The 13,751-nt window shown below is 56.3% G+C and carries 11 protein-coding genes; 5 read left to right on the top strand and 6 right to left on the bottom strand.

All coding sequences use genetic code 11. The annotated features are described in order from the left end of the window. Positions 1 to 183: 183 nt before the first annotated feature. Both AAFM46_RS07525 and polA read right to left on the bottom strand, forming a co-directional pair. Positions 184 to 1,629: a GNAT family N-acetyltransferase gene (locus tag AAFM46_RS07525; RefSeq protein ID WP_343320222.1), complete on the bottom strand. Its 1,446-nt coding sequence runs from the start codon at positions 1,627 to 1,629 to the stop codon at positions 184 to 186. 50 nt (positions 1,630 to 1,679) lie between these two features. Continuing rightward, the gene (gene polA / locus AAFM46_RS07520; RefSeq protein WP_343320221.1) at positions 1,680 to 4,442 is read right to left on the bottom strand and encodes a DNA polymerase I; all 2,763 of its coding nucleotides are present in this window, start codon (positions 4,440 to 4,442) and stop codon (positions 1,680 to 1,682) included. Here polA and AAFM46_RS07515 point away from each other — a divergent pair. After that, the gene (locus AAFM46_RS07515; RefSeq protein WP_283526759.1) at positions 4,441 to 4,908 is read left to right on the top strand and encodes a hotdog fold thioesterase; all 468 of its coding nucleotides are present in this window, start codon (positions 4,441 to 4,443) and stop codon (positions 4,906 to 4,908) included. The two genes, polA and AAFM46_RS07515, sit on opposite strands and share 2 nt — an antisense overlap. A gap of 91 nt (positions 4,909 to 4,999) precedes the next feature. Here AAFM46_RS07515 and AAFM46_RS07510 read toward each other — a convergent pair whose 3' ends face one another. From AAFM46_RS07510 to AAFM46_RS07495, 4 genes are all read right to left on the bottom strand, one after another. Beyond that, positions 5,000 to 5,254 carry a hypothetical protein gene (locus tag AAFM46_RS07510; protein ID WP_283526757.1) on the bottom strand — a complete coding sequence of 85 codons (255 nt, stop codon included), beginning with the start codon at positions 5,252 to 5,254 and terminating at the stop codon, positions 5,000 to 5,002. After that, entirely contained in the window at positions 5,251 to 6,777 is a 1,527-nt protein-coding gene (locus AAFM46_RS07505; RefSeq protein WP_343320219.1) for an inorganic phosphate transporter, read from the bottom strand. Before AAFM46_RS07505 ends, AAFM46_RS07510 begins: the two co-directional genes overlap by 4 nt. 422 nt (positions 6,778 to 7,199) lie before the next feature. Next, positions 7,200 to 8,435, bottom strand: coding sequence for a pyridoxal phosphate-dependent aminotransferase (locus AAFM46_RS07500; RefSeq protein WP_343320218.1), 1,236 nt, complete (start codon positions 8,433 to 8,435; stop codon positions 7,200 to 7,202). A gap of 50 nt (positions 8,436 to 8,485) precedes the next feature. Continuing rightward, on the bottom strand, positions 8,486 to 10,276 hold the full coding sequence (locus AAFM46_RS07495) for a long-chain-fatty-acid--CoA ligase (RefSeq protein WP_343320217.1): 1,791 nt from the start codon (positions 10,274 to 10,276) through the stop codon (positions 8,486 to 8,488). 226 nt (positions 10,277 to 10,502) lie between these two features. Between AAFM46_RS07495 and AAFM46_RS07490 the strand changes: the two genes are divergently transcribed. The 4 genes from AAFM46_RS07490 (at position 10,503) to AAFM46_RS07475 (ending at position 13,510) form a co-directional block, all read left to right on the top strand. Beyond that, positions 10,503 to 10,772 carry a GlsB/YeaQ/YmgE family stress response membrane protein gene (locus AAFM46_RS07490; RefSeq protein ID WP_343320215.1) on the top strand — a complete coding sequence of 90 codons (270 nt, stop codon included), beginning with the start codon at positions 10,503 to 10,505 and terminating at the stop codon, positions 10,770 to 10,772. A gap of 48 nt (positions 10,773 to 10,820) precedes the next feature. Then, positions 10,821 to 12,011, top strand: a complete 1,191-nt coding sequence (locus AAFM46_RS07485) for a YihY/virulence factor BrkB family protein (protein WP_343320214.1) — start codon at positions 10,821 to 10,823, stop codon at positions 12,009 to 12,011. A 210-nt stretch (positions 12,012 to 12,221) separates the two neighbouring features. After that, on the top strand, positions 12,222 to 12,857 hold the full coding sequence (locus AAFM46_RS07480) for a uracil-DNA glycosylase (RefSeq protein ID WP_283526745.1): 636 nt from the start codon (positions 12,222 to 12,224) through the stop codon (positions 12,855 to 12,857). 248 nt (positions 12,858 to 13,105) lie between these two features. Further along, on the top strand, positions 13,106 to 13,510 hold the full coding sequence (locus tag AAFM46_RS07475) for a hypothetical protein (protein ID WP_343320212.1): 405 nt from the start codon (positions 13,106 to 13,108) through the stop codon (positions 13,508 to 13,510). Positions 13,511 to 13,751 lie beyond the last annotated feature (241 nt).

The raw sequence follows: 13,751 nt of genomic DNA, 5'->3' as shown, positions 1-13,751 counted from the left end.
AGGTGGCCAAGCCAGCATTGCTGACCAAGTAACCCACATATTGCACGACATGCCCATTTAGTCTAGTTGCTTGTGGGTGGGAGCGCAAAAGTGCAGCAAATTGGTCGGTCATCTCCCCCGACCCAACAGTCTTACCAGTCCCAGCAGGCTTCCCCTACCCAGCAGAAGGACCCGAGGAAAGAACTAGAAGCTTGTCAGGCAATGCGGGGAGGCTGCCGGTGCAAACAAAGCGTCGAAGGTAGTTGCAGCCCCTGGAATACGTTCATGTATCCGACCTGCAGCACTGAGAGTCTGAGCTGAGACTGCCCCCAGATAGAGGCTAGATAATTCTGCCACACCCATATCCAGTGCCGGCTCTGAAACATTTGCGTGAGCGGCCTGCCGCGCACGAGTGCCAGAGGCGAGAAGTGGCTCTGCGCTCTCTGCCATTGAATAGTCCTCGCTCAGACGCTTCACTGTTGCCCTGCCGTGAACCACGTCGATACGAAATATGCCCGAGGCGTGCCCCAGCGGGTCACCAACATGAATAGTGATGCTCCCGTCACGCTGGTAATCACGCGCGGCCAGGGCTGCTGGCACGTCCAGAATTCGCAGCCACAAGTGGTCCTCGGTCTTGGTTCGCTTGTAGTCACGTTTTGACTCCATGGCCCACTCCAGCGGATCAATGAGCGGGGCCTCACGCCATTTAATGACATCGATTAGGTCAAGTGAGCCTAAGAAATGCCATAAGCCCAGGTACGCGTCCTGGTTGGTGGCTAGCAGGTCAACCACCTCAACCATGGACGGGGAGCGGTCCTCCAGAGGTTTGTAAGTGACGTATCCATCAACAGTGCCTGCTGCGTTGTAGTGCAGGGCCGCCCGAATGTTCTTCGTTGACTCCATCGATTCGTAGCTGCCCTGACCGGAAACCATCAGCCGGTACATGTCATGCCGGCCGATTGAGCCATAAGTGCCACTGTGCACTTGGGCAAAGATTTCGTTGTGTAGATCCCTGACTACGCAGGCCTCAGCGACTTCCACGTAGCCTTGTGCCGCCGCAGCAGGATTGTGGAACGCTATGCCACCCTTAACAGATACCTCCACTTCGCATTCATGCGTTGCCACACCGAAACCGAAACGTCCATAAATGGTGGCTTCTGACGCCGTCAACGCCGCAATCGGTATCCCTGCTGCTTTGGCTTGGGCCAGGTCGGAGCCCATCATGGCCCGCAGTAACCCACGACGACGATGACTGGGCCGCACTGTCACGGCAGTTATCTGGTGGACAGGAAGTAACGTACCGGCACCAACGTTCAACGTTTTGCGGTGATATGCATAAGTAGCAACAGGGTATTCCACACCCCAGGCCCCGGCAGGAGCGGAGGAGTTACAGAGGTAGGCGCCGATTGCCATGCGTTCATCAACCTGTTCGCATGCTACATATTTCTTTTCTAATTCTGAGGTAGGCGCGTTTCCGTAGAAGCCCATGGCTACCGCCTGAATCCACGAAGAGATCTCATTTGAGACCTCCTCATCCTCGAACCGGATGGGGAATGAGCGCAGCTCGTAGGGAAAAGATCGACTCTGGCGGGTGTTGGCCGGCTCATAACTCTGCTGCTTATAATTCTGCGGCTCAAAACTCTGCGGCATTGACTTACCTTTCATAAACGTTCCAAGTATCAACTTGTGGCGCGCAAAATTTAGTGTCCGGCGTCATTCCAACTGGCGCCAAGGCCCACTTGGACTTCCAAGGGGACAGTTAGTTCCGCGGCTGCGCCCATCTGCTTGATGACGAGTGCTTTCACCGATTCAAGCTCTCCTGGCCAAACCTCAAGAATCAATTCATCATGAACCTGCAACAGCATCCGTGATTTGAGTCCCTGCGATGTGAGTTCTTTGCTGACACCTAGCATGGCGTGCTTGATGATGTCCGCAGCCGAGCCCTGGATGGGCGAGTTCAACGCAATCCGTTCAGCTAGCTCACGCAGCTGCCTGTCGGTGCTTGAGAGATCAGGCAGGTAGCGGCGCCGGCCCTCAATGGTTGAGGTGTACCCATCGACGCGTGCTTGTTCAACAACACCGCGCAAATAATCGCGTACACCACCGAACCTGTCAAAGTAGTCCTTGATTAGCGTGCGAGCCTCGTCTACCGAAATTTCAAGCTGTTTGGAAAGTCCGAAGCTGGTTAGACCATAGGCCAAACCGTAGGACATGGCCTTGACTTTGGAGCGCATGGCGGAGGTTACTTCCTCGGGTGCCACTTCAAACACGTGCGAGCCAACGTACCTGTGCAGATCCTCACCTTCGGCGTAGGCCTGAATCAGTCCGGCATCACCTGAGAGGTGCGCCATGATACGCATTTCAATTTGTGAGTAATCGGCGGCAAGCAGGCATTCGTAGCCCTCGCTGACAACAAAGATATCCCGGACCCGCCGACCTTCCTCAGTGCGGATCGGGATGTTCTGCAGGTTCGGGTTATTTGATGATAAGCGCCCGGTGGCAGCCACGTTTTGCGCGTAGGTCGTGTGAATGCGCCCGTCCTCGGCTACAGATTTTTTCAGGGTCTCAACCATCTGCTTTAGTTTCGACGCTTCACGGTGTGCCATGAGTTGGGCTAAAAATTCATGCCCAGTTTTTTCCAAGAGCGTCTTCAGCGAGGCGGCGTCGGTGGTAAACCCTGTTTTGATCTTCTTGGTTTTGGGCAAACCGAGCTCTTCAAACAGCACTTCTTGAAGCTGCTTGGGCGAGCCGAGGTTAACCTCGTGACCAATCGCGGCAAAGGCACCTTGCTGTGCTGAGTTCATGGCGGCTGTGAAGTCTGCCAGCAGCGTAGCAAGCCGTTCTTGTGAGACATCGATTCCTGTCAGCTCCATCTGAGCCAACACGGCGGCCAGCGGCAACTCCATGTCCCGCAGCAGTTTGGCAGCGCCGCGTTCTTGGAGAATCGGCGCAAAGTGCGCGCTCAGCAGCAGGGCCACGTATCCGCGTTGGACCGCGTCGACAAATTTGGTGTCCTCTTCAAGACCCAGATCAAGTTGACCTGACTCGATGCTGTTGCCGGTGTTAAACCCGGTTTTCAAGTGGACCTGGCTCAATTCAGCCAGTTCGTAGCTGCGCCGATCAGGCTGGATCAGATACCCGGACAGCGCCGTGTCATCAACCACACCAGTTAGCCACAGGCCACGCAGGGACAGCGCCTTCAGTGCATCCTTGTATTCGTGCGCCACCTTGGGGGCATCGGAGACAAGCCATGCGGCGAGAACACACTCAAGCTCATCATCGGCCCCGCTAAGATCAACCACAACAGCTGAATCAGCTCGCACAAGGGCAACTGCTGTGGCTTCCTGAGCCAATCCTGCCTTGTGACTGAGAACTTCTACGGCAACGGATTCTTTCGCCGGTGTTGCAGCAAGCCAAGATTCCAGGGCACTGGCCTCAGCCAGCACTTCATGAGCAGGGATTTGGTGAGCCTCGCCGGCGTCGACCGTCTCCTCCTCACCAAACGTATCGAACAGACGCTTACGCAGCTGGTTAAATTCCAGCGAGTCAAACAATTCCTCTACTGCTTCCCGATCCGGTGACTGCAGGAGCGTATCTTCGATCGCCACGGGCAAGTCCATATCACGCAGGAGATGGTTCAGCCGGCGGTTGCGCTTGACGTCATCAACGTGGGCGCGCAGGGACTCACCCACCTTGCCGCCAATGGCATCCAGGTTCTCAAAAATGCCTTCAAGTCCGCCATACAGGTTGATCCACTTGGCTGCTGTTTTGGGTCCGACGCCGGGTACGCCAGGTAAGTTGTCGGCGGTTTCACCCACCAGAGCGGCAAGGTCAGAATAGCGCTCAGGGGACACGAAATATTTGGCTTCGACGGCCGCAGCATCCATCGGCGGGATATCTGAGATGCCTTTTTTGGGGTAGAGAACCGAAACTTTTTCGGTGATGAGCTGGAACGCGTCGCGGTCCCCCGAAACAACCACAACGTCCCACCCGGCGGCTTCACCCTGGGTGGAGAGGGTGGCGATGATGTCATCCGCTTCAAACCCGTCCACCGAGATGGTGGGAATCTTCATCGCTTCCATGACCTTGATGATCAGGTCGATCTGGCCGTGGAACTCCTCGGGGGTCTTGTTGCGCCCGCCCTTGTATTCGGTGTATTCAAGGGATCTGAACGTTGGAGTGTCAAGGTCAAAGGCCACCACCACGTGCGTTGGCTTTTGCTGACGGATCATTGTCAGCAACATGGCGGTAAACCCATGGACGGCGTTGGTGTATTGGCCAGATTGCGTCACAAACTTATCCACCGGCATGGCGTAGAAAGCCCGGAAAGCCATGGAATGGCCATCGAGAACCAACAAGCGCGGCGTTGGGCATGCATCTAGTCCGGATTTGGACGTGGCAGAGGCTTTGGACAGGGGGGCCGTTTTGGCAGAATCACTCACAAGTGCCAGCCTAGTCATCATGAGCGATAAATCCACACCGCATCCACTGTCCGCCGAACTCCTCGCAGCAGGGGTCCCCGAGAAATACCATCCGATGTTGGGTGGGCATGGCGTGGGAACGCTGGTCGCCAAGATGGGCATTGTGTTCACGCAGATGAGCGTCGAGTCCATGGTTGCCACCATGCCGGTGGAGGGAAACACTCAGGTGACAGGGCTGCTGCACGGAGGTGCACATGTGGTGCTGGCCGAGACGCTGGGATCCTTCGCTGCTGCTTTTCATGCCGGAGTGGGCGGCCGCGTCGTCGGGATTGAGATCAATGCCACACATCATCGCGGGATCGAAACCGGGCTTGTCACAGGATCGGCGACCCCCATCCACCTCGGACGGACACTCACCACGCATGAAGTGGTGATGAGAGATGCACAAGGTCGCCGTCTCTCTACGTGCCGCATCACCAACATGATCTTGGATAGCAAAGGAAAGTAGCCCCTAGCTACTTCGTTAAAGTCCGACGCCGGGCACTCACCTTCCGCAGCTGCGTAACGGTGAGTGCCCGGCGTCGTTGCTTAACAAATTTCTAGAAGAGGTTGCCCAGAATCTTTTCTGCCCCCGCGCTGAATGCGGGCACGATAAGGATAATTCCGGCGGTGACCGCAAGTAAACAAAACCCGAAACACACGTAGGCACCCCACTTGGCTGCGTGGTTGACGCGCCCATGATCGTCCCCGCTGACAGCCGTGAAGCGCACACCCAACGAGTACATGGCCACCACGAATCCGGCGCCAAGCAGTGTTGTCAGTCCGACAATGACAAATCCGAACCAATCAATCATTTCTGCTCCCTAGTGCCAGTACCTGTGCCGGCGTCTTCGGTTGTGCCCAGTCCATCTCCAGGCTCATCACCCTTGGGTCCCTCGGTGTTGGCTACCTTTGCCTTGGGGACACCAGCGGCGGCTAACTTAGCCTTCACTTTAGGTACCACTGCGTTGGCGGACTTGGTTTTGCTCTTGGGCGCTCCAGCACTTGCTGCTGCCTTCGTCATGGCCTTGAGTACGGCCGTGTCCGCCCTGTCCAATGCCACCTGAGCGGCGGCCCTTACAGCATCGGTCTCAGCTGCACGTCGGGCCGCCTTCTCAGCAGCTTTCCGAGCTGCACGAGCCTTGCCAGCCAAACGGTCACGTTCTTTCTTGCTGGGGATGTGCATCGCTTCACCCACTGCGTCAACATCGCTGATCGCGTTGCTGTGATCAACCGTTTCCTGCTGAGAACGATAAAACATAAACAAAATGGAGCCGAGCCCCAGAACGGACACAATAACAATGCCGACGGTCCCCGTACGGATTAGGAGTGCGGCGAGGCCACCCACGATCGCCGCGGCGGGAAGGGTCAGCAGCCATGCGACACCAATCTTGCCGATGGCGCGCCAGCGGACTGTTGAGCCCTTGCGGCCAAGACCCGAACCAATCACGGAACCTGAAGCAACATGGGTGGTTGAGAGCGCGAATCCTAAGTGGCTGGAGGCCAGAATAGCGGCGGCGGTGCTTGTCTCTGCGGCGAACCCCTGTGCGGGCTTTACATCGGTTAGTCCCGAGCCGAGGGTGCGGATAATGCGCCAACCACCAGCGTAGGTGCCACCTGCGATGGCAAGCGCACATGCTGTGATAACCCAGATGTGCGGACCGGTTCCAGCGCTCTGCAGTCCTGATGCGACCAGAACAAGTGTGATCACACCCATTGTCTTCTGGGCATCATTGGTGCCGTGAGCCAGGGCAACCAGAGAAGAGCTGAACACTTGACCGCGGCGGAAACCACCACGTTTCTGCGTGAGCTTGTCGCCAGAGTCTGGATCTGAGCGGCGGGTGATGCTGTACGCCATCTTGGTGCATAAAAAGGCCACCAGCCCGGCAATAGTGGGCGCCAACAACGCGGGCAGCAAGACCTTGGAGACGACGACCATAAAGTTCACGGCACCAAAGGACCACGTGCCAACAATGGCAGCACCGATCAGGCCACCAAAAAGTGCATGAGAGGAGCTTGACGGTAGCCCCAGCAACCAGGTGAACAGGTTCCACAGCACGGCCCCCATCAAACCGGCAAAGATCATCTCCGGAGTGATGGATACCCCGTTGGGACCACCTTCATTGATGATGCCCCCGGAGATAGTTTTTGCCACCTCGGTGGAAAGAAAAGCACCTACCAAGTTCAAGATCGCGGCGAGAGCCACGGCAGTCTTGGGCTTAATGGCACCTGTAGCAATGGGAGTTGCCATGGCATTGGCCGTGTCGTGAAAGCCATTTGTGAAGTCAAAGAAGAGGGCCAGCGCTATAACTAGCACGACCATGAAGGTGAGATCCACCCGCGATCCAATCTTGAGGGGGCAATAAGCGAGACTGCGAAAACGTCTGGTTGGCTACGCGCTGACGGCACACTCTGCACCAAAGGCATCGGTGTACCGGCGAAACCCAACCGCTACGATACTACGACGAAAAGTCACACGTTGTTTGCTCAAAGTTTGCTTTCCTGTTGCCTCATCCTCGAGAAGGCTGAACACGGCGCGGGGCGGAGAGCGTGCTAAGGACAGCAAAGACGTTTGAAACCGTCCAGCGGCGAAGCCCTCAACAGAACAAATACCTCATCAGCTCGGCATTAACGGAGCTGCCAGGTGGCATTTCCGAGCCAGCGAGCTTTCTCTTCGCTAGCACAGAAAAGTTCAGCCTAGGCGGCGTGCCGGAAATCACGCCACAGTCCAGCTCCTAACAACCAACTATTAGCGAGGGCCTACTTTGAGATGAGTGCGGATTTACGCCGATACAGCGCCAAGAAGGACGAGATGCGGCGTATGGCCTCCTCAATGTCATCGATAGAAGGCAGAATCACGAACCTAAAGTGGTCTGGAGTTGGCCAGTGAAATGCTGTGCCGTGCGAGACGAGGATCTTTTGGTCCTGTAGTAGATCAATGACAAACTTTTCATCTGATTCGATCGGGTACATCTGCGCATCAAGTTTCACAAATAAGTACATTGCTCCGGCAGCTGGGACGCAGGAAACACCCGGCAGTGCGTTGAGCAGCTCCGCGGCCCTGTCTCGTTGCTCTCGCAGCCGTCCGCCAGGTTTCGTCAGGTCATTGATGCTTTGGTAGCCACCTAGCGAGGTTTGGATGGCATGTTGGGCCGGCACATTTGAGCACAGGCGCAACGATGCAATCAGCTCAAGGGCTTCCTTGAAGCCGGCCATGGCAGCCCGCGGCCCCGTCAAGGCGACCCAACCGGCACGGTATCCGGGCATCCGGTAGGCCTTTGAGAGACCGCTAAAGGTCAGCACACAAACATCATCGGCAAGGGCTGCCATGTGGATGTGGGAACTACCGTCGTAGATTATTTTCTCGTAGATTTCATCCGAAAAAATAACCAGATCATGTTTTCGCGCCAAATCAATAAACTCATCCAAGATGGCCCGAGGGTAGACGGCCCCGGTGGGGTTGTTTGGGTTAATGATGACAATGGCCCGTGTTTGCGGCGTAATTTTCGCTTCCACATCGGCCATGTTCGGCCACCAATGATTGTCTTCATCGCACAGGTAATGGACGGGAACACCGCCAGTGAGGGTTACCGATGCTGTCCAAAGTGGATAGTCGGGTGCCGGGATGAGGACTTCATCCCCGTTTTCCAGAAAAGCCTGAAGCGTCATGGAGATCAGTTCGCTGACACCGTTCCCGACGAAAATATCGTCCACGCCGATCGTCATCAGCCCTTTGGTCTGGTAATACTGCGAAATCGCGGTTCTGGCTGAGAAGATCCCCTTTGAATCGCTGTATCCCTGCGCGTCACGTAAGTGGTGAATCATATCTGCCACAATGGACTCCGGCGTTTCCAAACCAAACGGGGCTGTGTCGCCTAAATTCATGCGCAAAATCCGGTGGCCTGCGGCCTCCATTTTTTGGGCCGCATGCAAGATGGGTCCACGAAGTTCGTAGCGTACATTGGCTAATTTACTTGAGTGTTGCATGGGGCGCATACCTCCCATCTTCACATAATCAGCCCGCCTTGTTTCCCTTCGTGCTCAATTCAAGAAGGATTCTTGGGCTCAAAATAGGGCGCAAAGTAGGGCAAAGAGAGCTCCTTGACTTGTTTGCGGAGAATCTTGCCAAGCATCGACCGTGGCATGTCCGGGATCGCAATAATGCGGACGGGGACTTTGTATCGCGCCAAAAGTTGTTTGCAGTGGTCGCGGAGCTGGGTCTCATTCAGCAGGGCCCCTGGTTCCAGCTGAACGGCAGCAACAACCATCTCGCCGCCTCGGTCAGAAACTGTGCCAAAAACGGCTGCCTCAACAACGTCTTCGTGCTGACGCAGGACGCTCTCCACCTCTGACGGGGAGACATTGAAACCACCCGTAATGACAAGCTCCTTCACCCTGTCCACGATCGTGGTGAACCCGTCGGCACTGACTGTGACAATATCCCCCGTATGTAGCCAGCCGTCTTCGGTGAGCGTCTTTGCGGTTTCTTCCGGGTTGTTCCAGTAGCCGCTGAACACCTGCGGGCCTTTGAGCAGCAGTTCACCGCGCTCCCCCGGTGCCACAACTGTGACGGAATTTTCCATGTCAACAACTTTCATCTGTGTTGAGGGGAAGGGCACACCTATGGTGCCGTTTTTCCGGCTCGGGTCAAAGGGATTGCCGAGGGCCACAGGCGAGGATTCAGTCATTCCGTAGCCCTCTACCAACAGTCCGCCGGCCACAGATTCCCACAGTTCAACGATGTTCTCTGGCAGGTTCATGGCCCCTGAGATACAAAACTTACAAGAGCGCAGCGAGACACCCTTTTCTTTGGCGGCAAGGGCCGTACGTTCATAAATTGGAGGTACGGCACAGTAGACAGTGGCCGGTGACTTCTTCATCGCGGTCAGGACCAGATCGACGTCGAACTTCGGGAACAACACCAGCAAGCCCTGCTTACGGATGCCGAAGGTGAGGTAAAGGGTCATGCCGAAAGCATGGAACATGGGTAGCACGGCGTACAGAATTTCCTTGCCGACTTGAGCCCCATGCATCCAGGCCTCCCCCTGGAGGGCGTTGGAGTACAAATTGAAGTGACTGAGCATTGCGCCCTTGGGGGCTCCGGTAGTGCCGGAGGTGTAACCAATGACAGCAAGGTCTTGCACATCCGGCCTTGGGTGGGTTGGGTCGATGCTTCCGGTAGACAAGAGTTCCCTCCACGGTGTGGAACCTAGGGCTGGAGCGCTGAGAGCAGCACGACTCTCGCGCATTTTTTTAACCGGAAGTCTGAGCGCAAACCCTTTGAGCACGGGGAATGCACTGAGAATATCTACTGCAATTATGTGCTCAATGGCTACGTCGGCAGGGAATTCGCGGATAGCGCCAACGGCTTTGTCCCAAGCGATCACTACCCGTGCCTGATGATCCTGGAATTGGTGCGCCAACTCCCGGGATGTATACAACGGATTGTGTTCAACCACAACCGCACCCAGCCGCAGGACCGCGTAGAACGCTACGACATGTTGCGGACAGTTGGGCAGGATCAAGGCAACACGGTCCCCGGCCCTCACGCCGCGTCGGCGCAGCCCCTCAGCCGCCCGAGAAACCTGTTCGCCCAGATCGCGATAGCTTGTTTGGCGACCAAAGAACTCCATGGCAGGTTTCTCACCTGCTTCTTTCACCGAGCGTTCGAACATGGCGACCAACGACTCCGTGGGTAGCTCGATCTCTGCTGGAACACCCGGCTGGTACTTCTTTACCCATGGCTGCTGGAGCGGCCCACCGGCTTGACCCTGCTCGCAGGCCTGAGTCGGTGCGGGTTTCTTGAAGTTATCGTTCTCGGAAACTATTTTCGACATGCCCTAATTCTGGTCCCAGGGTTGTCCGGCTGTCGAATGGCATGCCAGCACCGTCTGGGGATGCTCCAATGTCTGGGGAGGCTCCAGGAACGACACGATTCGAACAAGGTGCCCCGAACTCTAGACCTCTTGATCGGATATGAGTACGGTTGATGCATCGGCTCGCATGTGCTTGCGTGGGTCGTCAACAAAAAGAACATGCCAAGTTCATAAACTAGGAGGAACCATGGGTTTCATCGGTTGGATTATTTTGGGACTTATTGTCGGTGCGATCGTCAAGGCGGTCATGCCCGGAAGTGTGGGCGGCGGCTGGGTGACCAGTTTGATTCTTGGTGTCGTAGGAGCAGTAGTTGGCGGCTGGATTGGTGACCTGCTGTTCAACAAGGGTGAAATGAGTTTCTGGAGCCTTGGTTCCTGGATCTTGGCCATTGTTGGTGGGCTCGTTGTCGCCGGTATCTACGGGGCAATCACCGGACGTAATAAGACGGCGGCCTGATCGCTGTGAGCCGCGGCTGCCAACGGAACGCAACGGACAGGAATATCTGTGCCTGATACGGTCGCATCCGTTCCAGCAGCGCGCGGAACTGCAGCAAACAAAGCTGGCGCGCCGGCACCAGATGACGGGCGGAAGCCGCAGAGTCTGGCTGGCGTGCCAGCCATGTCCTGGAAGTATGTAATCAAACGCGCCGTAAACAAGTTCAGCGCCGACGGTTCAACCGATTTGGCTGCATCACTGACTTATTACGGTGTGTTGTCCTTGTTCCCGGCAATTCTTGCACTTGTTTCTATTTTGGGGATAGTGGGTCAGGCCGAGCAGACATCCAAACTCTTGCTGGACATGGTTGAAAACATGACAGACGCGAAGGTGGCTGAAGCCATCAGCGGCCCGGTGCAGCAGCTGACAACGTCCAGGGCAGCCGGTTGGACACTGGCGTTCGGACTTATAACAGCGTTGTGGTCGGCATCGGGCTATGTCGGTGCTTTTAGCCGGGCGATGAACCGAATCTACGGCATCGATGAGGGGCGCCCAGTCTGGAAGTTGCGCCCGGCACTGCTGCTTGTCACGTTGGCCTCAGTGTTAATGGTTGCCACCATGTCACTGCTACTTCTCCTCTCCGGACCCGTAGCCAGAGCGGTTGGGGAAGCCGTTGGCGTTGGCGATCAAGCGATCACCATCTGGAACATTGCCAAGTGGCCTGTTGTTGGCGTCCTTGCGATCGTGTTGATTGCCGTTCTGTACTACTTCACGCCCAACGTCCGCCAACCAAAGTTTCGCTGGATCAGTGTGGGTGCGGCATTCGCCTTGATCGCCTGCATTCTCGCATCAGCGGGTTTCGGTGTGTATGTGGCCAACTTCTCCAAATATGAGAAGACTTACGGGACCATCGCCGGCGTCATAGTTCTGCTCCTCTGGATTTGGATCATGAACCTCGTGTTGCTCTTTGGTGCCCAAATCGACGCAGAGTTGGAGCGTGCCCGGCAACTGCAGGCCGGAATAAAGGCGGAAGCTCAACTGCAGCTGCCACCGCGTGAAACGGCGGCTAGCGTGAAGAAGCGTGACAAAGAGCTGGAGCTGATCGCAGAGGGACGACGGCTCCGGGGGGAACTGCAGGAGGATGACGGGCATCCTGTCATGGGCTCACCCGAAGCAAAAGTGTTTTTGTGGCTTGCCGGGATCGGCGCGGCTGTGGCCGCTGCTGCCGCTTTCCGCAACCGTCGCGGACCCCGGCTCTAAGGCCCGCAGCTCTCACTTCAACATCGAACTTGTGCCAATATAACTGTTGATTTCTGTTGGATTTCTCACAACAACCATCAGAGTGCTCACGTAGCACATACCTGAGCGGCCCAGAGACTCGGGAAGATTGCTATGCTGGAAATTCGGACATACCCCTGCTCGGGAAGCTGCCGCATACACTCTCATCCCTCTAAGGAGATATAAAACTCAATGACATCCGTGGCCACTGAATCACCGCGTGAACAGCTTTGGAATCGCCGTTACGACGAGAACATTGCTCCCATCACCGAACTGTGCGACACCTTGGCGGAAGCCCGGCCGGAGCAACAAGTGGCCTACGTGGATCCGGCTCACGATGTTGATGAGTGCAAGATCATCAGCCTTTTCTCAAACGTTGGTGAGTTGGATGAGTCTGGCTTCATCACAGCTGGCGACGAGCAGGCAGCTACGCGTCTCCTAGGGATTCACTGGCAGATTGGTCTCCGGCCCAGCTATGTCATGCCTTGGAACGTTCACCCGTGGTTCACCCCCGGCCAGCCAAACGGTCGCCTAACGGCACCACAGATTGAGCAAGGGTTGCGCCCCCTGGTTAAGTTCCTGACCCTGGTTCCGCGGGCATCGGCACTGATTGCCCACGGCACAGAAGCACATCGTTTGGCTGATCAGCTCCTGAAGGCGCAAGGTCCCATGTTGTACAAACGCGGTTTCGGTATCTACAAGGTCCGTTCACTGTCCGGGCGCAGCTTTGCCGGTTCCGCAGAACGCCAAGAGCAGTGGCTTCTGGAATCAGCTAACGCCTACTCCGAATCAATGACTCGCAGCGGCATCCTCGTCAAGAGCAACTAACTTCTGACATTCTGCGCCACGTGAGCCAGTTCAAAGGAGAGCCTGAACACCTGGCATGAGAACATCAGCCGCCGTTGCATCCTTTTGATAACTCGAGGTTGAAGGGTGCAACGGCGGTTTTATGTTCTCCTGTGCCGCACGTCACGGAGATGCTGCCAACTAGGGTGCATTCTTGGGAGCCTTGACAGCCCATCCTTCCTGGGTCAGGCTTGACGGACGCTTGAGAACCAGCCCTAGGAAGTGATTCCATGCGCCGTCTTCTAGCATTGACCGTTTGCCTGTCCGGCCCCACAGATACGGCGAGTAGCCCGCCGCCGGACGCAGGAGTTCTTTCCACCGTTCGGGCTGTTGCAGGTAGCGAAGGTCAAGCACCCGAGGTCACTTTTGACACTCCACTAAAGATCCAGGAACAAACTATGGCACTGCTTACCCAAGGTGACGGTGCACAGGTCGCCCCCGGGCAAGAGGTCTCGTTCCGTCACACAGTCATAGACGCTCTCACCGGCAAGACACTCATTCAGACATTCTCCGAGGTAGCCGGTGGAGGGTATGTCCTCAACGATACTTTCAGGCTCCGGTTCCCGAAGATCTTCGACGTTTTTACCAGTGCAAAGGTTGGCGCATACAGTGCTGAAGCAAGTCCCGGCTTCTGACCACTGAAGAGGTTGCTGCCCTGGTGAAGAATGGCCAACTGCCAGTAACCACCTTTGCTGCAAACGGTGAGCCCAGCATCGCGATTCCACCCAATAATGCCCCGCGTGACCTTGCCGTGCAGGTCTTGAGCGAGAGCACAGGGGAAATCATCGGCCCCAATGACACCATCACGGCTTTATATACCGGCTGGACATGGGCCGGGGCCCAACAATTTGATTCGGCCTACGACCGCGGCCAGGC

The sequence above is a fragment of the Arthrobacter sp. TMP15 genome (genome assembly GCF_039529835.1).
In the GTDB taxonomy this organism is placed as follows: Bacteria; Actinomycetota; Actinomycetes; order Actinomycetales; family Micrococcaceae; genus Specibacter.
This window is presented reverse-complemented; position numbering and strand designations above follow the sequence as displayed.